Below are 19,077 nucleotides of genomic sequence, written 5' to 3'. Positions count from 1 at the left end.
CACATGGCTAGATATCTCGATGAAGCACAGGCGGCAGCGGCAGGGTTCACGATTGCGCACGAACCTGAGGCGCACCGGTTCACCGTGACGCACGCGACAGCAGCCGGGCCCGAGCTCGTGGGCGAGGCTCACTACTCGCTGCTCGGTGAGACCGTCATCGATTTTGACCACACGCTGGTCACCCCGACGCTGCGCGGCACCGGGCTTTCTGGGTTGCTGGCGCAGCACGCGCTCTCGAGCGAGCTCGCCCAGAGCCGCCGCATCGCAGCCTCGTGCTGGTTCATTGAGGGCTACCTCAAGAAGCACCCCGAGCTGCGTTCAGCGAGCACGCCGACCGATCAGGGTTAGCTCGCCGAGGCGCTGCGGTCTTTACGTTTGAAGATGCGCTTCTTGGGCGCGTCGCTCAGCGTTTCGCCACTCTCGCCCGCGGCCTTCGCCGCCTGCTCCCGGATCAACGAGGTGAGGTCTTTCTCGATGAGCTGCTGAATACGGCTGTCTCGCTCGCTGCCGTACTCGTCGTTGTAGTTACCGCTGTAATAGGGCTGAGTGGCGCGGTCAGCAAGTGACCCGCCAATCTCGTGCCACGCAGCTTGACGGGCGCGCTCAGCGGTCTCTTCCAAATAGGTCGGGTCAGAAGCGCGCTTGTGCAGCTCTTCAGCCACTTGCTCATACACTTCTTGGCGGTGCCGCAGCGTGCGGTTATCGTCGTTGCCGTAGTCTGATTCGCTCCACGAGCTGCGCCCGGTGTCACGAATTTCGTTGCGCATGCGCGCAATGTGACGAGCGTCGCGCTCGCGCTCTTCAGCAAGATCTACGCATGAGTCGTGCACCATCGTGTTGATCTGCGTCGCGTCATAATCGACGTTGCGCTTCAACGCGTTCATGATGATCGTGTTTTTCACGGTCATGCGCACGGCCACATCGGCGACCAGCAGGCCCTGCTCAACGATCTCTTCGACCGGAGCGAGCACGCGCTTAGGAAGTCGACGCAGCCCTCGAGAACCACTGCTCTTGCGTTTCTTCGATCTGCCGAACACCGCACTCCCCTCAGGCGCACATCAGTGCGACCTTTCTATTATCGCTGATATCGCTGACCATTCATACATTCGCCACACTCACGACTCATATAGTGACCATGATGGCCCATTGCACAGGCTGCTGTGCCAAAATATTTGGTGACCCCCAGCTGGGGTGCGGACGAGGGAGCAGTACCCGCATAGTGACGACTGCCAGAGGGAATACGACCATGGCACTCGCCTGGATCATTCTAATTTTGAGCGGCATGCTTGAGGCGGTCTGGGCGACCGCGCTCGATGCGACTCAGGGCTTTCGTCGGCTGTGGCCCTCGGTTATTTTTGCGGTGTCGGTGATCGCGAGCATGGCGGGGCTTTCGTATGCGCTGCACGAGATCCCCGTGGGCACGGCCTACGCCGTATGGGTGGGCATCGGTGCGGTGCTCACCACGGCGTGGGCATTCATCACCGGCGCCGACCGCGTCACACTCGCCCGCGTACTGTTGCTGGCCGGGCTGATTGCCTGTGTTGCTGGCCTGAAGGCGGTGAGCTGAGATGACCGCGTTGGATCACCAGGTAGCTGCTGCCCGCCCCCAGAAACAGGCCAGCGGCCGCCACTGGGCGGTGCTATTTGCAAGTGCCATCCTCGAAGCGGTGTGGGCGCTCGCGCTCGACGCTTCAGCCGGCTTCACCGTGCTGTGGCCATCGGTCGTGTTTGTGATTGCGTGCGCGCTCAGCATGGTCGGGCTCGCGTACGCGATGCGCGGCATCGCCGTGAGCGTGGCCTACGCGATCTGGACGGGCACCGGGGCGGCGCTCACTGTCGCGGTCTCGATGCTCGCGGGCGCCGAAGACCCCTCGGTACTCAAGCTGCTGTTTCTCGCCGGCATCATCGGCTGCGTGATCGGGCTGAAGTTTGCCCGCGACCCGCAGCAGCCTTAGTCGGCTGCGGGGGTTTCGTCGGTAGCGCCCACCGAAACCCACACCGCGGCCGCGGCCGCGGGGCCCAGCCGCACCGCTTCGGCACCGTTCACGCTCACTGTGACGGTCTCTGAGTAGGGTTCACCGGGCAGCACGTCGAGCAGCACGTCGACCACGAGCCCGCGGCTCGCGAAGTACTGCAGCATCTCGTTGTCTGAATCAGAGATGCGCTCGACGCGCACCCTGCCCGGCCCCGTGAACTGAGACAGCGGCGCCGCGTCGGGCCGGTGCACCCGGCCATCGGCGCTGGGAATCGGGTCGCCGTGCGGGTCACGGGTGGGGTACCCCAGCGCACGGTCAACCCGGTCGATCAGCTGGTCGGAGACCGCGTGTTCGAGCCGGTCGGCTTCGTCATGCACTTCATCCCACTCATACCCGAGCATGTCGACGAGAAAGGTTTCGAGCAACCGGTGCCGCCTGATCATGGCGACGGCGTGCTGCCGGCCAGCATCGGTGAGGGTGACGCTGCCGTAGCGAGCGTGCCCGATGAACTCGAGATCGGAGAGTTTGCGCAGCGCGTCTGAGACGGTCGAAAGTCGCACCCCCGCGGCTTCGGCGATGGCCGAGTTTGAGACGGGTGCCTCAGACCACTCTTGCAGGCCCCAAATAACCTTCAGGTAGTTCTGCATGCTGGGGGAAATTTCGTCAACGCTCACCCGTTTAGGCTACCCGCAACGGCTATGAGACACACCCACCCCTGGCGTGAACGGCCCGGCAGGAGGACACTGAAGAAATCATGGACGTCAGAATCAAACGAGTGTATGCGGCCCCCGCCGCGAGCGATGGCCTGCGCGTACTCGTTGACCGGCTCTGGCCGCGCGGCCTCACCCGTGAGCGCGCGGCCATCGACCTGCAGTGTGCAGCCGTCGCGCCCAGCACCGCGCTGCGGCGCAGCTGGCACGCAGACCCCCTCGCACACTCCCCCGCACGGTTTGCTGCGTTCGCCGCCGACTATCGCGCCGAGCTCGCCATAGGAGTCGCGTCGCAAGCCCTCGATGGCCTCATTGCGCTTGCTCGCGAGCACGATCGGGTGTCCCTCGTGTACGGCGCAAAAGACGAGCGGGTGAACCACGCGGTGGTGTTGCTGCAAGCGCTCACCGAGCGGGCAGCCTTAGATCCGGGCGCAGCGACCAGCACCAGTTCAGACACCAGCACCAGCACCAGCACAACCTGACGCTGCACTCCCACCGGCTGGGTGTTACGCCGCGAGCACCCGGCGCAGCACCGTGAGCGCCCGGTCAAAGCCGTCATCGTCGGGCCCGCCCATGCCGATCACCAATCCGGTGGAGCCCGCCACGTTGCTGGCTTCCCAGTAGCTACTGAGCCCCACCGCGCCGAGCCCCGCGGCGTCAGCGAGCTCGAGCACTCGTTGTTCTCGTGCGGTGCTGCCGGGGGTGAGCTCGATGACGGCGTGCAGGCCGCCGCTCGTTGGGCGCACCCGCCACCCGGGCTGCCCGGCGAGGCGCTCAGAGAGCAGGTCGCGGCGGCGCGCATACCGGCGACGCATGCGTGCGATGTGCCGGCGCAGCTCGCCCTCAGACAGGTAGCGCGCAAGCGCCGCTTGTACGACCGCAGAGACGGGGCCGCCGAGGTCTGACCGCACCGGCTCAATGAGCCGCCGCAGCCCGCGCGGGGCCAGCAGAAAGCCGGCCGCCAGCGCCGGTGACAGCGTTTTTGAGAACGTGCCCAGCAGCACCACGGTGCCGGTCTCGGGGTCGTCAAGCGCGGTGAGCGTAGGCAGCGGACTGCCCACGTGACGCAGCTCAGAATCGTAATCGTCTTCCACGATCACCACGCCCGTGCGGGTGGCCCAGTCGAGCAGTTCGCGGCGCCGCGTCAGTGGCAGCGAACCGCCCAGTGGGTACTGGTGACTCGGCGTCACGATCACGACATCAAGCACCCCGGTCGGTAGCGACGTGGTCACAAGACCGTCGGCATCCACCGGCAGCGCCACGATGCGGGCACCGTGACGCGCGGCCACCTGACGCAGCGACGGATACCCTGGATCCTCCACACCCACCACGAGCGCCCGGCCACGCGTGGTGCCCAGCGCGGTGAGCAGCAGCGACAACCCATCGCGCGCGCCCGCGGTGACGATCACGTCGGCGGGTGAACGGCGAGTACCACGCATTTGGCGCAGGTGCTCGGCGATCTCCTCGCGCAGCCGGGGGTCGCCGAGCTCGGGGGCGGCGAGGTGCGCGAGCGTCGCCGCGTGCCGCCAGGCCGAACGCCACGCTGGCCGGTCCACCGCGTCGGCGAGCGGGGTGCCGGGCGCAAGCGGGCCGTGAGCCGGCAGCGCCGCGGGCAGCGCAGTGGCCTCGGTTGCATCGACTGGCTCACCGTGCTGACCTGCGCGCGCACGATCAAGCCTCGGGTGCACGACGGTGCCGCGGCCGTGCCCCGAGAGCAGGTAGCCCTCGGCCACGAGTTGCTCGTATGCGGCCACAATCACGCCGCGGGCGACGTCGAGACGCGCGGCCAGGTCGCGCGTTGACGGCAGCGACTCCCCCGGGCGCAGCATGTCGCGGTCAATGGCGTCACGCAGCCCCGCCGCAACCTGCGCGGGCAGCGTGGCGCTGCCTGAGCGATCCAGCGTGATCGGCAATTCGCCCGCGATACCCATTCGTACATCGACCTTTTCTGTGCGTAACTGCGCGCTACTGCGCCTTGACTCGCGGTGCCTCGCTACTTCACAATGAAGTGCATTTCGGGGTTCGTGAACCGCCGCAGCATCACCTTGGCGGCCTCGGGGTTATCGTCGATCAGCACGAACCGGCGGTACAGCTCTTCGGCGGCAGCGCCCGTGGTGCCACTGCCCGCAAACGGGTCAAGCACCCAATCACCGGGCCGCGACGACGCCTGAATGATGCGGCGCATAATGCCCAGCGGCTTCTGCGTCGGATACCCCGTGCGCTCCTTGCCCGTGGGTGACACGATCGTATGCCACCACACATCGGTGGGCAATTTACCCAGCGCGGCTTTCTCGGGCGTCACCAGCCCGGGTGCCATGTACGGCTCGCGATCAACGGCCTCGGCGTTGAAAAAGTATCGATCCGGATCTTTGGCATACACCAGAATATTGTCGTGCTTGGTGGGCCAGCGCCGCTTGGTGCGCCCGCCATAGTCGTACGCCCAAATGATCTCGTTCACGAAGCAATCGGGGCCAAACATGGCGTCGAGCATCACCTTCGCGTAGTGCACCTCGCGGTAGTCGAGGTGCAGATACAGCATGCCGTCTGGGGCAAGCAGGCGCCACGCCTCTTCCATGCGCGGTTCGAGGAACGACCAGTAGTCGCGAAAGCGGTCGTCGAACGAGATGGTGCGCTCGCGGGTAACCGCGTAGCCCTGCCCGCGAAAGCCGAGCCGGCCGCCGTCTTCCACCTCGGCGCGCACGCCGCGCACGCGCTCGGTGTGCCGCTCGCGACCCGTGTTAAAGGGCGGGTCGAGGTAGATCAGCTGAAACGATTCAGACGGCAACGACTTCAAAATGGGCAGGTTGTCGCCCGCGTAGACCTGGTTTGGGCCCAGGGAATCCCAGCTTTCACTCACCCATCAATCGTAGTGGGCCTGGGCTGAGACGTGGGCCTAGAGCCCCAGCGGCGGTTCATCGGCGTGCAGCGCGGGGTCGAGAATGCCCGCGAGATCGTGCGCGTCGAGGCCTTCGAGGGTGGCCGGCTGCCAAATCGGGTTGCGGTCTTTGTCGATGACCTGGGCGCGCGCTCCCTCGGCGAAGTCGGGCCGCACCGCGAGCCGGCCGACGACCCGCAGATCATCGGTGAGCACCTCGGCGAGCGAAAAGTCGAAGGCGCGCGTGCGTGCGATCTGCGCGAGCGTCACCGCGAGCGAGGTGGGGCACATTGCTTTGATGGTCACGGCGGTCGCGGCCGCAGCTTGGGCATGGTCAGCGTCGGTTGCGGCGGCGGCTTCAAGCGCGGCGATGATGCGCAGCGCCGCGGCCGCGGGGTCGGCAAACACTGCGCGCCAGTTCTCCCCGAGCGCCTGGGCTGCGAGCGGCCCCCACCACTCGGCCAACACCATGAGCGGCGCAGACTGCAGCTTCGGGGCCGCCTGCAACGCGTGGGGTTGCACCGTGGTGATCGCCCCGGTGTTGGTGCTCACACTGAACTCTGAGATGGCTTCCTCGCGGGGCACCGACACCGTGGCAAAGCGCGCGCACGCCGCCGCCGGGGCCTCCCCCGCGGCGAGCGCTTCACGCAGCGCATCGAGGTCTGCGTGCGGCACGAGGTGGTCGGCAAAGTCGAGGGCGAGGGCGTCGGCGGGGGTCATTTCGCTTGCGGTGAGTGCGAGGTATTCGCCGAGGTGGTGCGGGGCGCGGGCGAGCAGTTTGTGGCCGCCGACGTCGGGGACGATGCCGATGCGCGCTTCGGGCATGGCGAGGCGTGAACGCTCGGTGACGATGCGGTGGTGGGCGTGACCGGCCAACCCGATGCCGCCGCCCATGGTGACGCCGTCCATCATGCCGATGACGGGCACCTGTGAGGTGGCGACCGCATAGTCGACGCTGTACTCGAGGGCGAGGATGTCGCGGCTGCCGGGGCCGGAGAGCTGTTTGATGTCACCGCCGCCGCAGAAGCCGCGGTCGCCTGCGCCGTCGAGCACGATGGCTTGTGAGCCGTCGGTTTGGGCGGCGGCCACGCCCGCTTTCACGAGGGCGAACATGTCGCTGGTGAGCGCGTTTAAGGCGCGGGGCCGGTTGAGGGTGATGCGGGTGATGGCGCCTTCGCGGCGTACGTACACCCGCGGCTGAGTGGTTTCGGGCTGCGTCGTTGCGGTGCTCATAGCAGCACCGTAGCAGCCGAAACTTGATCGGGCCGCAAAGTTTTGGTGGGGGCGGGCGTGCCGCGAGCTGCTGGCGTGTGCCCGGTTACGGGGTGGGGTGGCGGGCGTCGTAGTGCAAGAATCCGCTGGCTGAGCGGGCGAGAATGAGCATGATGCCGACGATTGCGATGCCGCCCAGCAGCGGCGGAGCCCACAGGGCGATGGTGGTGGCCACGGTGCCCGCGATCAGGTCGCCCACTCTGGGGCCGCCGGCGACCACGACGTAGAAGAGGCCCTGCATGCGGCCGCGCACCTCGTCGGGGGCCGCCGTTTGCAAGATGGTCGAGCGGAACACCGAACTGACGTTGTCTGCGGCGCCGGTGCCGGCGAGGGCGAGCCCCGCGAGCACGATGGCGGGCACGATTGGGGCGCGCCCGTCTTGGGTGCCCGCCGTGAGAAAAGTGATGAGCAGCACGATCCCGAACAGTGCCGTGAAGACGCCGAAGACGGCGATGGCGTAGGTGACGGCGCGACCCTGTCGGTGCACGCGGCCGAGCGGGCCCGAGAACAGGCTACTGACAAGGGCACCGATCGCGAACGATGCGGTGAGAGCGCCGACGGTGACGGCTCCCCCGCCAAGCACGAGGGCGCCGGCGGCGGGAAACACGACGCGCGGGTTGCCCAGCGTCATGGCGACGAGGTCCCACACAAAGGTGGCGCGCACGTTGGGGGCGGTTTTCAAAAAGCGCAGGCTTTCGAGCACTGAGCCGAGGCCTGGCGCGGCACCCGGCCCCGTGGGCGTCATGCGCGGCAGGCTCGCGATGCCCAAAAACGCTCCGGTGAAGAGCACGGCGTCTGCGAGATACGTCCACGGGTAGCCGACCCCGGCGACGAGCACGCCCGCGACGGCGGGGCCGACGGTCACCGCGAGCCCCATGGTGATGCCGGTGAGTGCGGCGGCGGCCGGCAGTAGCTGGGCGGGCAAGAGTTGCGGCAGGATCGCCCCGCGGGTGGCCCCCAAAATGGTGGCCGAGGCGGCGTTCACTGCGGCGAGCGCGTAGTAGGGCCAGGTGGCGGTGACGCCCAGAAACGCGATGGTGGTGAGGGTGCCGATGCTCACCCAGGCCGCGCACGCGGTGATGAGGGCGACGGTGCGGCGGTCGAAGGTGTCGGCGAGCGCGCCGCCGATGAAGCCGGCGAGAATCATCGGGCCGATGGCCCACAGGGCGACGAGTGACACCGCGAGGGTTGAGCCGGTGAGGTGATAGATGTGCAGGCCGACCGTGACGATGGTGATCTGCGCCCCGATCTGGGCCACCGCGCTGCCCGCCCACAGCCTCGCGAACGCCGGGCTGGCACGCAACGGGGTGGTGTCAACGAGTAACCCGCGGAGGCCACGCTTGGGCTGGGGCGTCTCGGGCTCTGGTGCACTCACCCCTGCACGCTATCGCACCGCTCGCGGCGCGCATGCGAGCCCCGTCATGCAGTGTCACCGGGTAGGCTCGAAATCGTGTTAGATGACCGTTACGATCTCGATCCCATCGCCCGCATGAAACCGCGCCGCGGGCCCGCAGCGCGGCGCGAGGTGCCGCTGGCACGCGGCCTCGTCGTGGAGCATTCTGAGACCGAATGGTGCGGCGCCGTCACGGGGGTGCGCGAGGGGCTCGTGCAGCTGGAGGACTATCGCGGCAAGCTGCGCGCCTTCGCGCTCACCGATGGCTTCATGATCGATGGCGAACCGGTCACGCTCGTGATGCCCAAGCGCAAACCTGCCGGCCGCGCCCGCACCGCTTCGGGGTCATTTGCGGCCCCGCAAGAGCGTGCGCGGGTCGCCATGCCCAGCCGCATTTTTGTGGAGGGCAAGCACGACGCCCAGCTCGTTGAGCAGGTGTGGGGCGCCGATCTGCGGGTCGAGGGCGTGGTGGTTGAGATGCTGCAGGGCGCCGATAATCTCGAGGCGGTGCTCGCCCATTTTGGGCCGGGGACGGGCCGCAAGGCGGGCGTACTGCTCGACCATCTCGTGCGCGGCAGCAAGGAGACGCGCATCGCCGACGCCATTGCGCGCGGCCCGCATGGCGCCCACGTGATGATCGTCGGCCACCCCTATGTCGACGTCTGGCAGGCTGTGAAACCTGAGCGTGTGGGCCTCGCCGAGTGGCCCGTCATTCCCCGCTCGATCGAGTGGAAGACGGGCATCTGCCGGGCGCTGGGCTGGCCCGGCGACGAGCCCGCCGACATCGCCGAGGCGTGGGCCCGCATTCGCGGCCGCGTGCGTAACTTTCGTGACCTCGAGCCCGAGCTGGTGGGCCGGGTGGAGCAGCTCATTGACTTCGTGACCGTCGACTAACGGGCGTTCGATCCGGATCAACCCCCGCAGGCCGCCGATCCCCCGCATTGCACGCGCGGCCCTGTGCCCGTTCGGGGGTGCGGGGCGTAGCATTGGAGCATCAGCGCCGGTCGCGGTGCAAGGTTGCAAATGTAGCGAGGTAGCAATGTCTCAACCCGTGTTTTTTGTTCTGCCCCAGTGGCAGGGTTCGGCGTCGTCGCGCGCGATGCGGTTGACCGAGGGCGCGCAGCTGCTGCGCGAGGATCTGCCGGCGTCGGCCCGCATTGATGTGCCGGTGCCACTCGAGGCCGGTGACGCGCTGGGCACCCCGGTTGCCCGGCTTTCGAGCCTGATTCGCGCCCGTGATTCAGCGCGCGATTTGCTCGCCCAGTCCACCGGTACCCCCATTATTGTGGGCGGTGATTGTGCGTCATCACTGCCCGGGCTTGAGGCGGCCGCCCGCCGACACGGCAGCGAGAATCTTGCGGTGCTGTGGTTTGACGCCCACCCCGATCTGCAGCATCCCAGCACCTCGCCCTCGGGCGCAGCGTCGGGAATGACGCTGCGGCACGCACTCGGCGACGGCACCGAAGACCTGCGCGCGCAGCACCCCATCAGCACGGAGCGGCTCATTCTCGTGGGCACTCGCGACATTGACCCCGAAGAAGACGCCGAGCTTGCCCGGCTCGGCATCTCGCCGATGCACATTACTGATGTGCAGCGCATCACGCAGGATCCTGACCCGCAGGCCCTCACCGGCCCCGCCGCCTATGCCGCCCTCGCGGCCGAGTTCGTGACGCGCGCCGCGGGCGCCACCCACCTCTACGTGCACATTGATCTCGACGTGCTCGACCCCGCCGAGTTTGGTTCGGTGCACGCGCCCGTGCCGTTTGGGTTGCAAGTGGCCGAGCTCACGGGGGTGCTGCGGGCCGTGCTCGAAACGCTGCCGCTCGCGGGGGCGTCAATTTGCGAGTTTGCGCCCGCCGACGCTGCCGCGGCCGACGATGATCTGCCCACGGTGCTGCGCATTCTCGCGGCCCTCACCTCAGGCCGCCAGGCGGGCACCGCGTGACGGCCGTGCCGGGCGGCGAGCCCGCCGAGACGCCTGCCGCGCCGCAGCGCCGCCGCCCGCTCCCCTTCGCGTGGCTCGGCTACGCCTACGCCACCTGCGTGGGGTTTGTGTGGGGCGCGATCTGGAGCACCGGCCCGATTGAACGCCACGAGGGCCTGTGGGTGTTTCGTGACATGCCCAAGTGGACCTATCAACGCGGCGGCACCTGCGTCGGTTCGTGCTATCTCACCGGCCACAATGTGTCGCCGGCGGTGCTGCGCCACGAGCGCGTGCACCGCGACCAGTGGCGGCACTACGGTTTCGCGATGCCGCTGCTCTACGCGCTCGCCGGTCGTAACCCGCTGCGCAACCGGTTCGAGATCGAAGCTGGCTTAGAAGACGGCGGCTACGTGCGCCGCGCAACCCGAGATCGCAGCGAGCGCTCTCCCCGCTGAGAGCGCTCGCTGTCCCCGCTGAAACGGCGCGACACGATCGGTGCTCACCGCAATTGCCAGGGCGTCTGCCAGCATGGAGGCATGTCCAATGATGCGCTTCCTGTTGACGGCACCTTCAATTTTCGCGACCTCGGAGGGTTGCGGGCGGGCGATCGCCGCACGCGATCGGGCGCGTTGTATCGCGCCGATTCCCTCGCCAAGCTGGGCGCCACGGGCCAAGCGCAGCTGCAGGATCTCGGCGTCACCCGCGTCATCGATCTGCGTGACGACCGTGAGCGCGCCACCAACCCCGATGCGCTGCCCGCGGGGGTTGAGCTGATTGCGCACCCCATTTTTCCGAGTGCCAGCGCGCATATTGACCGCAACATCACGATCTTCTCGCTCACCGAGCTGATCTATCGCGAGCATGCCGCGGCCCTCGCAGCGGGCATCACACTGCTCGCCGATGGCACCCCGACGGTGTTTCACTGCACCGCGGGCAAAGACCGCACGGGCGCCATCGCGGCGCTCACGCTGCTCGCGCTCGGCGTCGACCGCGACGATGTGCTCGACAATTACGCCGCATCAGAGCTGAATTTGCGCGGCCAGTGGATGACCGACCAGCTTTCGTGGCTTCAGCGCAGGGGCGTCACGCTCACCCCCGAGGTCAGCGATCTCGTTGGAGCGTCACCCGCGGCGGCCCTCGACCGCGCATTGACGCAGGTTGTTGAAGCCCAGGGCGGCGTGCACGACTACCTGCGCGCGCACGGGGTCACCGACGCCACGCTCACCACGCTGGAGCAGCGGCTCACGCAGTAACGGGCCACGGCGGGGCGTGATCCGGATCGAACCTACGCGCTGGGCTGCTCGCTCGCCAAGCCACGCAGGCTCGCGAGAATATCGTCGCGCAGCTGCGTGGGCGGGCAGTTGCTGTCGCGCTCTTCGACGCAGGCGCGCTTGACGACCCCCATCAGCTGGCGGCAGACATCTTGCTCGCTCTGGCAATCGGGGCAGCAGGCCAGGTGATCGCGAATCGGTGCCGACTCTTCGGCGCACAATTCACCACGTAACAGCTCGTACAGCTTGCCTTTAGCGCCGTCACACTCGCTCATCGTGTGCTTCCTTTCCCAGTGTCTCTACCTATACCAACGCCCTGCTCCGCCGCGTATTCCCCAAGTGCCTTACGCAACCTGGCGCGGCCCCGGTGGAGGCGGCTCATGATGGTACCGATGGGCACTTCAGCGATGTCGGCGATCTCTTGATAGCTGAAGCCTTCAACATCGGCGAGATACACCGCCATACGAAAGTCTTCAGGCAGCGCGTTGAGCGCGTTCGTCACCACAGAATCGGGGGCGCGATCGATCGCTTCGGCCTCGGCCGAACGCGTCGTCATCGCCGTCGTTGACTCGGCACCGCCCAGCTGCCAATCCTCGAGCTCCTCGACAACGCCGAGGTACGGTTCGCGCTGCTTCTTGCGATACGTGTTGATATAGCTGTTGGTGAGAATGCGGTAGAGCCACGCCTTGAGATTGGTGCCCTCGGTGAACGACGCAAAGGCCGCAAACGCTTTCAGATAGGTCTCTTGCACCAGGTCTTGCGCATCTTGCGGGTTACGCGTCATCTTCATGGCGGCGCCGTACAGCTGATCGAGCAGCGGCAGCGCCTCCTGGGTGAACCTGAGCTCCAGGTCCTTTGGCGTGGTGGAATTGGTCACACGCCGATCCTAGCGCGACGCACCCGCGTAGCCCCTGGAACGCCCCGTTTCAGCCCGCAGCGGGCAAGACAGCTAGACTCGTAGTGATGTTGATCGCAAAGATGAATCAGGGTAAAGACGGCGACGAAGTCGGTTCGGGCGAGAGCCTCGAAGGCGAGGTCACACACTGGGCCGCGCCGCACATGAGTGCGCCCATTTATGGCAGGCTGCAACTGCCCGCGTCGAAGTCACTCACCGGCCGAGAGCTCATCCTCTCAGCCCTCGCCGATGCACCCGGCACGCTGCACGCGCCGCTGCACTCGCGCGACTCAGACTTGATGGTGGAGGCGATGCGGGCGCTCGGCGCACGCATCGAGGAGGTGCCCGGCACCGGTGCCTTCGGCGCCGACCTGCGCATCACTCCCACCGATGAGCTCACCGGCTCAACCACGATCGAGTGCGGCCTCGCCGGCACCGTCATGCGTTTCGTGCCGCCGCTGGCGGCGCTCGCCCTCGGGCCCGTCGCCTTCGATGGCGACCCGTACGCGCGCAAGCGCCCCATGCGCCCGCTACTCGAGGCGCTGCGCGCACTCGGCGCCGACATCTCTGACGAGGGACGCGGCGCCCTGCCGTTCACGGTGCACGGCACCGGCACACTCGCCGGCGGCCGCGTGGAGGTCGATGCCTCCCTGTCGAGTCAGTTCGTGTCAGCCCTGCTGCTCGCCGCCCCCCGCTTCACCAACGGCGTACACGTCGTGCACACGGGCGAGCACCTGCCCAGCGTGCCCCACATCGAGATGACCCTCGCGGCGCTGCGCGCCCGCGGCGTCACCGCGTCTTCACCCGCCACCGGTGAGTGGCTCGTGGAGCCCGGCCCCATTGCAGCGCGCAACCTGCGCCTCGAACCTGACCTCTCAAACGCCGCACCGTTTTTGTCGGCCGCGGTCGCCCTGGGCGGCAGCGTCACGATCACCGATTGGCCGGCAGAAACCACGCAGGTGGGCGACCAGCTGCGCACGATTTTGACCGCGTTTGGTGCCACCGCTGAGCTGTCAGCCGATGGCGCGCTGACCGTCAGCCGCACCGGCGACCTCACGGGGGCCGACCTCCACCTGCCCGAAGCTGGAGAGCTCTCCCCCACCGTGGTGGGGCTGGCAGCTCTCGCCGGTCAGCTTGGCCACACGAGCCGCATCACCGGCATTGGCCACACCCGCCACCACGAAACCAACCGACTCGAAGCGCTCGTTGCCGAGATTCGCGCGCTCGGCGGTGACGCCCACGAGCTGGAAGATGGCATCGAGGTGCGCCCCGCCACCCTGCACGGCGGCGTGTGGCACAGTTACGCCGATCACCGCATTGCCACCACCGGCGCACTCATTGGCCTCGTTGTGGCAGGCGTCGAAGTGGAAGACATTGCGTGCACGTCGAAGACGCTGCCCCAGTTCCCCGAGCTGTGGCAGGCCCTCGTTGACGGCCCCGGCGCGGCAAGCGGTGGTTCGTTCAGCCTGGGCGGCATGAGCGCCGGCACCACTTCGTACCTCAAGGGTTTTTAATATGAGCTGGCTTACAGACGATAGCGACAGCGACGACCGGTACGCCGATTACGGTGACCGTATTCGCGTGCGCCCCAATCCCAAGGCAAATAAGCCGCGCACGAAGCGTCGCCCCGAGCATTCTGAGGCGATCACGGGCATGGTCACGGGCGTCGACCGTGGCCGCTACTCGGTGCTGGTGCCGGCCGGCGTTGATCCCGAAGATCCCAGCGAGCGCAGCGTCACCGCTGCCCGCGCCCGCGAGCTGCGCCGCAACCCGATCGTCATCGGTGACCGCGTGCACATCGTCGGCAACACCTCGGGCGAGATCGGGTCGCTGTCACGCATCGTGCGCATCGAAGACCGCTCCACCCTGCTGCGTCGCAGCGCCGATGACTCCGACCGTGTCGAGCGCGTCATGGTCGCCAATGCCGACCAGATGCTCATCGTGGTGGCTGCCGCTAACCCTGAGCCGCGCGTGCGCTTGGTCGACCGCTATCTCGTCGCCGCATATGACGCCGGTATTCAGCCGCTGATCTGCATCACCAAAATTGACCTCGCCGACCCCGAGCCGTTTCTCGAGCACTTCTCGGCGCTCGAGGTACCGGTGTTTCGGTCGTCGCCCGAGACCTGGCCGCTCGACGAGATTCGCGAGACGCTCGCCGGTAAAACCACCGTGTTTGTGGGCCACTCAGGCGTGGGCAAATCGACCCTGATCAATGCCCTCGTGCCCGAGGCGTACCGCGCCACGGGCCATGTCAACGAGGTCACCGGTCGCGGCCGACACACCTCGTCATCGTCGGTGGCGCTGCGGGCCGAAACCCCCGGTGCCGAAGCTGGCGAGGCCGGATGGGTAGTCGATACCCCGGGTGTACGTTCGTTTGGGCTCGGTCACGTCACCAGTGACGGCATTTTGCGCGGGTTCACCGACCTTGCCGAGCTGATTGATTCGTGCCCGCGCGGGTGCACACACCACGACGATGCCCCCAACTGCGAGCTCGACGCGGCCATCGAAAGCGGCGTGCTCGACGCGACCGGCGCATCGCGCGTGGAGTCACTCCGTCGGCTGCTGAAGTAGCAACACCCGGGCGCTAGGCTGGTTGCATGACCGAACGCGTAATTCTTGAAGTAGGCCAGCCCGCTCCCGAGTTTTCACTCCAGGACCAAGACGGCACCACCCGTGCCCTCGCCGATTACCGCGGCGAAAAGGTCGTGCTCTTTTTCTACCCCGCAGCGATGACCCCCGGCTGCACCAAGCAGGCGTGTGACTTTCGCGACTCTGAAGCCGCGCTGCAGGCCAGCGGCGTGCGCGTGCTCGGCGTCTCGCGCGACCAGGTCGCGAAGCAGCGCAAGTTCGCCGACCGTGACGATCTTGGCTACCCGCTGCTCAGCGACCCCGAGCTCGAAGTCCACCACGCCTACGGTGCATTTGGCACAAAGAACAGCTATGGCCGACTGGTGGAGGGCGTCATTCGTTCGACCTTCATCATCGACGAGCAGGGCAACATCGAGCACGCCCTGTACAACGTGAAGGCCACCGCCCACGTCGCGCGCATTCGCAAGATTCTCGGCGTCGACGCGTAACGCTTCGCGCACACTGCTCCCGGGGCAAACGTCGGGCCGCTGACACTTTTTCCTGGTGACAGCGGCCCTACGCGCGCCTAGGAGGCACGCAAAGCATCATTATCACACGTGTAGTCATTGGCGTTGATTTCTCGCCCTGTGGGCCGTTCTGTGGCCACCTGGCGGTGTTTGGCTGCGTTTAGCCCGCGCTTGCGCATCTCATAACGCCGGGCGAGCGCTTAGGTGGCCCCGTGTCGGGGTACTTGAGGCTCCAGTACCCCGACACGGGGCCACCTAACAATTTCTTGGCGTCGCTTAGGCCGCTTCTGAGGAGCGTTCGGGTCGCGCAATGACCGCCGCGGCGAATCCGATGAGGGCGACAAGCACGATTCCTAGGCCGAGCCACCACTGCCCGATGCCCAGCTGCAGACATCCGGTGCCAGCCGCAAAAGCCAGCACATGAATCGTGACCGAGCTGCCCCTCGCCCAACTTGCCTGCGATCGCGCCACGCCAAAGAAGGTGAGGCCGACCCACACCAGCGCGGCCACGGCCATCAGCACCAGGCTCACTTCTTGCGCCACCGCGCCCGGCTGGGCAAATGATTCCATGATCGTGAAGGCCACTAGGGCGATGAGCCCGAGCGTCTCAGCCGCCAGCAGCAAACGCAGCACTTTCCAAGCAATATTCGACCGCGGATGTCCGGCAGGTTGCGAGACCATTTCGACTCTCTTTCTTATGAATTACAAATTACCTATTGATTTGCGCTTGCATCCATGAAACTATATATTTCGTCGAGTTTCGCGCACACCGACGTGAGCATTCTCAGCCACGTATCAGGTAACTACGGCGCGAGTACTAGGCTATATGGCCTGACTCTCTCGTGCGCGTGCATTTAAGAGGAGATCATCAATGGATTGGCGTGAACAGGCTGCGTGCCTCACTGTAGACCCCGAGCTGTTTTTCCCGGTGGGAAACACAGGCCCGGCAGTAGAGCAGATTGAACGCGCTAAGTCGGTGTGCGCACGTTGCACAGTCACCGAAATGTGCCTGCAGTACGCAATGGACACCGGCCAGGATTCGGGTGTTTGGGGTGGCCTCAGCGAAGATGAGCGTCGCGCATTGAAGCGTCGCGCTGCACGCGCACGCCGCGCGTCCTAGATTCTTCGGGGCTCCTCACTCTCAGAAGGCTCCGGTGTTGGTCGAAAGACTGACACCGGAGCCTTCTTGTATGTGCAGGCCTTCGCTCCCCCAGCAACAAAAATGCGACGTGGGCGGCCGCCTCGATAGTCGAAGCTGCCACCCACGTCGCATGTTCTGCACCCGCTAGCGGGGCTGCCCGCACCCGATCGGGTGCGGGCTCAAGGAACCTAGTCGGTGCCGGTTTCGAACGCGGCCGACAGACCCATCTCGTCTGCGTTCTCGCTGATGCCCTCGACGGAGCCAGCGATTTCTGCAGCGCCGCCTACTTCGAGCTCACCCACGAGCTCAGCAACGGTGCCACCAACGAGGCCGAGCGATGCGTACTGCTCGAGGCGCTGACGAGAATCAGCGATGTCGAGGTTGCGCATGGTCAGCTGACCGATACGGTCGCCGGGGCCGAACGCGGCACCCACGGTGCGCTCCATCGAGAGCTTCTCGGGGTGGTAGCTCAGGCTGGGGCCCTCGGTGTTGAGGATCGTGTAATCGTCACCGCGGCGCAGGCGCAGGGTAACCTCGCCCGTGATCGCAGAGCCGACCCAGCGCGTGAGCGCCTCGCGCAGCATCAGCGACTCGGGGTCAAGCCAGCGACCCTCATACATCAGGCGACCCAGCTTGCGACCATCATTGTGGTAGCTCGCAAGAGTGTTCTCGTTGTGGATGGCGTTGACGAGGCGTTCGTACGTGATGTGCAGCAGCGCCATGCCGGGAGCCTCGTAGATGCCACGTGACTTGGCCTCAATGATGCGGTTCTCGATCTGGTCTGAAGCACCGAGGCCGTGGCGGCCACCGATCTCGTTCGCCTTGTAGACGAGTGCTACGGGATCATCGAAGACCTCGCCGTTGATCGCAACGGGGCGTCCCTCCTGGAAGCGCACCGACACCTCTTCGGTGAGAACCTCAACGTCTTCGCGCCATGCGGCAACGCCCATGATGGGGTTGACGATGTCGAGGCCAGCGTTCAAGAACTCCAGCGACTTTGCCTCGTGGGTGGCGCCCCAGATGTTGGCGTCAGTTGAGTACGCCTTCTCGGTGGCGTCGCGGTACGGGTAGCCGCGCTCGACGAGCCACTCGCTCATCTCGTGACGGCCGCCCAGCTCGTTGACAAAGTCAGCGTCGAGCCACGGCTTGTAGATGCGCAGCGACGGGTTGGCCATCAGGCCGTAGCGGTAGAACCGCTCAATGTCGTTGCCCTTGTAGGTGGAGCCGTCGCCCCAGATGTCGACGCCGTCCTCCTTCATAGCGCGCACGAGCAGCGTGCCCGTGACTGCGCGACCCAGGGGGGTCGTGTTGAAGTAGGTCTTGCCACCTGAGCGAACGTTGAAGGCACCGGTCTGCAGGGCGGCAAAGCCCTCTTCGACCAGCGCGCGCTTAGCGTCAACGTGACGAGCGATTTCGGCGCCGTACTCCTTGGCGCGATCGGCTACGCCGTCGATATCAGGCTCGTCGTACTGGCCGATATCAGCGGTATAGGTGCACGGGATAGCGCCCTTTTCGCGCATCCATGCAACGGCGCACGAGGTGTCGAGACCACCAGAGAAGGCGATGCCGACGCGCTCGCCCACGGGAAGAGAAGAAAGAACCTTGGACATGTCTTCTATCCTAGGGCTCGCGAGCGGCCACTTCGTACGCCCGACACCAAAAGTCTGACGTTCTCGCACCGTTCACCCCCATTTTTGCTATCGGCGAGCGTCGGTTCTGGGGTCTGGGCCGAGATTGCGGGCCTCTTCGAGGGCATCAATCGCGGCCATCTGATCGATCGAGAGTTCAAAGTCGAACAGCTGCGCGTTCTCGATCAGTCGTTCACGCCGCGTGGTCTTCGGGAAGATGATGCGATCTTGCTGCACGTGCCAGCGAAGCACGATCTGGGCCGGGCTCTTGCCCAGCGCCTGCGCCGCCGCGGTCACTTCGGGGCGCTCAAGCAAATCGGTACGGCCACGGGCGAGCGGGCCCCAGGCCTCAACTGCGATCCCGTGATCGGCGCAGAACGCCCGCAGTTCACGGCGCTGGTGGAAGGGGTGCAGCTCTATCTGGTTGACCGCGGGCACCACACCTGTCTCATCAATCAGCTCCTGCAAATCTGAGATTTCAAAGTTCGAGACACCAATCGCGGTCGACCGCCCCGACTGCGCAATCTCGATCAGCGAGCGCCACGCGGTGAGGGCTTCGCCGTACACCGGCTGCGGCCAGTGAATTAAAAAGAGGTCGACGCGGTCGAGCCCCAAGCGGTCGAGGCTTTCTTCAAAAGCGGCCACGCCGCGCGTCTGGTCGGTATTCCACAGCTTCGTGGTGATGAAGATCTCGTTTCGGGCGATTCCGCTGTTTTTCACGGCCGCGCCGACGGCCGGTTCGTTCTGGTAGAAACTCGCCGTATCGATGTGTCGGTAGCCGGCTTTGAACGCTTCGCTGACCACGCGTTCGGTGTGCTCTGGCTCGATCAGATAGGTGCCCACGCCCAGCTGCGGAATCACGCTCCCACTGTTCAAAGTGACGTTGGGAATCTGCAG

General features: G+C 66.2%; 23 protein-coding genes. 12 read left to right on the top strand and 11 right to left on the bottom strand.

Going from position 1 to position 19,077, the window contains the following annotated elements:
* The first annotated feature begins 3 nt into the window (after positions 1-3).
* Positions 4-348: a GNAT family N-acetyltransferase gene (locus JOF28_RS00115; RefSeq protein ID WP_209703919.1), complete on the top strand. Its 345-nt coding sequence runs from the start codon at positions 4-6 to the stop codon at positions 346-348.
* Here JOF28_RS00115 and JOF28_RS00110 read toward each other — a convergent pair.
* A complete protein-coding gene (locus tag JOF28_RS00110; protein ID WP_209703918.1) occupies positions 345-1,037 on the bottom strand; it encodes an asparagine synthase in 693 nt (230 codons plus the stop codon). The genes JOF28_RS00115 and JOF28_RS00110 overlap by 4 nt on opposite strands.
* Before the next feature lie 209 nt (positions 1,038-1,246).
* Here JOF28_RS00110 and JOF28_RS00105 point away from each other — a divergent pair, with 209 nt between their 5' ends.
* Positions 1,247-1,567: a DMT family transporter gene (locus tag JOF28_RS00105; protein ID WP_209703917.1), complete on the top strand. Its 321-nt coding sequence runs from the start codon at positions 1,247-1,249 to the stop codon at positions 1,565-1,567.
* A 1-nt stretch (position 1,568) separates the two neighbouring features.
* The gene (locus JOF28_RS00100; RefSeq protein ID WP_209703916.1) at positions 1,569-1,955 is read left to right on the top strand and encodes a DMT family transporter; all 387 of its coding nucleotides are present in this window, start codon (positions 1,569-1,571) and stop codon (positions 1,953-1,955) included.
* On the opposite strand, the gene JOF28_RS00095 is transcribed toward JOF28_RS00100, so the two are convergent.
* Positions 1,952-2,650, bottom strand: coding sequence for a metal-dependent transcriptional regulator (locus JOF28_RS00095; RefSeq protein ID WP_342452026.1), 699 nt, complete (start codon positions 2,648-2,650; stop codon positions 1,952-1,954). The genes JOF28_RS00100 and JOF28_RS00095 overlap by 4 nt on opposite strands.
* Positions 2,651-2,730: 80 nt before the next feature.
* Between JOF28_RS00095 and JOF28_RS00090 the strand changes: the two genes are divergently transcribed.
* On the top strand, positions 2,731-3,168 hold the full coding sequence (locus JOF28_RS00090; RefSeq protein ID WP_209703915.1) for a DUF488 domain-containing protein: 438 nt from the start codon (positions 2,731-2,733) through the stop codon (positions 3,166-3,168).
* A 24-nt stretch (positions 3,169-3,192) separates the two neighbouring features.
* Here the strand turns inward: JOF28_RS00090 and pdxR are convergent, their stop codons facing one another.
* The 4 genes from pdxR to JOF28_RS00070 all read right to left on the bottom strand — a co-directional run bounded on the left by pdxR (position 3,193) and on the right by JOF28_RS00070 (position 8,208).
* Positions 3,193-4,617: a MocR-like pyridoxine biosynthesis transcription factor PdxR gene (gene pdxR / locus JOF28_RS00085; protein WP_209703914.1), complete on the bottom strand. Its 1,425-nt coding sequence runs from the start codon at positions 4,615-4,617 to the stop codon at positions 3,193-3,195.
* Between the two features lie 62 nt (positions 4,618-4,679).
* The gene (locus tag JOF28_RS00080) at positions 4,680-5,543 is read right to left on the bottom strand and encodes a DNA-methyltransferase (RefSeq protein WP_209703913.1); all 864 of its coding nucleotides are present in this window, start codon (positions 5,541-5,543) and stop codon (positions 4,680-4,682) included.
* A 36-nt stretch (positions 5,544-5,579) separates the two neighbouring features.
* Positions 5,580-6,794 carry an enoyl-CoA hydratase/isomerase family protein gene (locus JOF28_RS00075; protein ID WP_209703912.1) on the bottom strand — a complete coding sequence of 405 codons (1,215 nt, stop codon included), beginning with the start codon at positions 6,792-6,794 and terminating at the stop codon, positions 5,580-5,582.
* Between the two features lie 85 nt (positions 6,795-6,879).
* On the bottom strand, positions 6,880-8,208 hold the full coding sequence (locus JOF28_RS00070; RefSeq protein WP_209703911.1) for an MFS transporter: 1,329 nt from the start codon (positions 8,206-8,208) through the stop codon (positions 6,880-6,882).
* A 75-nt stretch (positions 8,209-8,283) separates the two neighbouring features.
* On the opposite strand from JOF28_RS00070, the gene JOF28_RS00065 reads away from it, so the two are divergent.
* From JOF28_RS00065 to JOF28_RS00050, 4 genes are all read left to right on the top strand, one after another.
* Entirely contained in the window at positions 8,284-9,120 is an 837-nt protein-coding gene (locus JOF28_RS00065) for a DUF3097 family protein (RefSeq protein ID WP_209703910.1), read from the top strand.
* Positions 9,121-9,265: 145 nt separating this feature from the next.
* A complete protein-coding gene (locus JOF28_RS00060) occupies positions 9,266-10,171 on the top strand; it encodes an arginase family protein (RefSeq protein WP_209703909.1) in 906 nt (301 codons plus the stop codon).
* Between the two features lie 5 nt (positions 10,172-10,176).
* Complete coding sequence (locus JOF28_RS00055) at positions 10,177-10,605, top strand: Fe-S oxidoreductase (RefSeq protein WP_209706623.1); 429 nt, start codon at positions 10,177-10,179, stop codon at positions 10,603-10,605.
* An 81-nt stretch (positions 10,606-10,686) separates the two neighbouring features.
* Positions 10,687-11,403, top strand: coding sequence for a tyrosine-protein phosphatase (locus JOF28_RS00050; protein WP_209703908.1), 717 nt, complete (start codon positions 10,687-10,689; stop codon positions 11,401-11,403).
* Between the two features lie 32 nt (positions 11,404-11,435).
* Here JOF28_RS00050 and JOF28_RS00045 read toward each other — a convergent pair whose 3' ends face one another.
* Positions 11,436-11,696, bottom strand: a complete 261-nt coding sequence (locus JOF28_RS00045) for a zf-HC2 domain-containing protein (protein ID WP_209703907.1) — start codon at positions 11,694-11,696, stop codon at positions 11,436-11,438.
* The gene (locus tag JOF28_RS00040) at positions 11,693-12,298 is read right to left on the bottom strand and encodes a sigma-70 family RNA polymerase sigma factor (RefSeq protein ID WP_209703906.1); all 606 of its coding nucleotides are present in this window, start codon (positions 12,296-12,298) and stop codon (positions 11,693-11,695) included. The genes JOF28_RS00045 and JOF28_RS00040 overlap by 4 nt, the downstream gene beginning before the upstream one ends.
* A gap of 86 nt (positions 12,299-12,384) precedes the next feature.
* On the opposite strand from JOF28_RS00040, the gene aroA reads away from it, so the two are divergent.
* Genes aroA through bcp form a run of 3 tightly spaced genes read left to right on the top strand, consistent with a single transcriptional unit; the run spans position 12,385 to position 15,393 of the window.
* Positions 12,385-13,830: a 3-phosphoshikimate 1-carboxyvinyltransferase gene (gene aroA / locus JOF28_RS00035; RefSeq protein ID WP_209703905.1), complete on the top strand. Its 1,446-nt coding sequence runs from the start codon at positions 12,385-12,387 to the stop codon at positions 13,828-13,830.
* 1 nt (position 13,831) lies between these two features.
* On the top strand, positions 13,832-14,887 hold the full coding sequence (rsgA, locus tag JOF28_RS00030; RefSeq protein ID WP_209703904.1) for a ribosome small subunit-dependent GTPase A: 1,056 nt from the start codon (positions 13,832-13,834) through the stop codon (positions 14,885-14,887).
* Between the two features lie 26 nt (positions 14,888-14,913).
* Positions 14,914-15,393, top strand: a complete 480-nt coding sequence (bcp, locus tag JOF28_RS00025) for a thioredoxin-dependent thiol peroxidase (RefSeq protein ID WP_209703903.1) — start codon at positions 14,914-14,916, stop codon at positions 15,391-15,393.
* 294 nt (positions 15,394-15,687) lie between these two features.
* Here bcp and JOF28_RS00020 read toward each other — a convergent pair whose 3' ends face one another.
* A complete protein-coding gene (locus JOF28_RS00020; protein WP_342452025.1) occupies positions 15,688-16,044 on the bottom strand; it encodes a hypothetical protein in 357 nt (118 codons plus the stop codon).
* Between the two features lie 238 nt (positions 16,045-16,282).
* On the opposite strand from JOF28_RS00020, the gene JOF28_RS00015 reads away from it, so the two are divergent.
* On the top strand, positions 16,283-16,531 hold the full coding sequence (locus JOF28_RS00015; RefSeq protein WP_010156721.1) for a WhiB family transcriptional regulator: 249 nt from the start codon (positions 16,283-16,285) through the stop codon (positions 16,529-16,531).
* A 209-nt stretch (positions 16,532-16,740) separates the two neighbouring features.
* Here the strand turns inward: JOF28_RS00015 and argG are convergent, their stop codons facing one another.
* Both argG and JOF28_RS00005 read right to left on the bottom strand, forming a co-directional pair.
* Entirely contained in the window at positions 16,741-18,162 is a 1,422-nt protein-coding gene (argG, locus tag JOF28_RS00010) for an argininosuccinate synthase (protein WP_209703901.1), read from the bottom strand.
* An 87-nt stretch (positions 18,163-18,249) separates the two neighbouring features.
* Positions 18,250-19,077: aldo/keto reductase (locus tag JOF28_RS00005; RefSeq protein ID WP_245189800.1), on the bottom strand; the 828-nt coding region annotated here is incomplete at its 5' end.

The organism is Leucobacter exalbidus, assembly GCF_017834145.1.
GTDB lineage: Bacteria > Actinomycetota > Actinomycetes > Actinomycetales > Microbacteriaceae > Leucobacter > Leucobacter exalbidus.
This window is presented reverse-complemented; position numbering and strand designations above follow the sequence as displayed.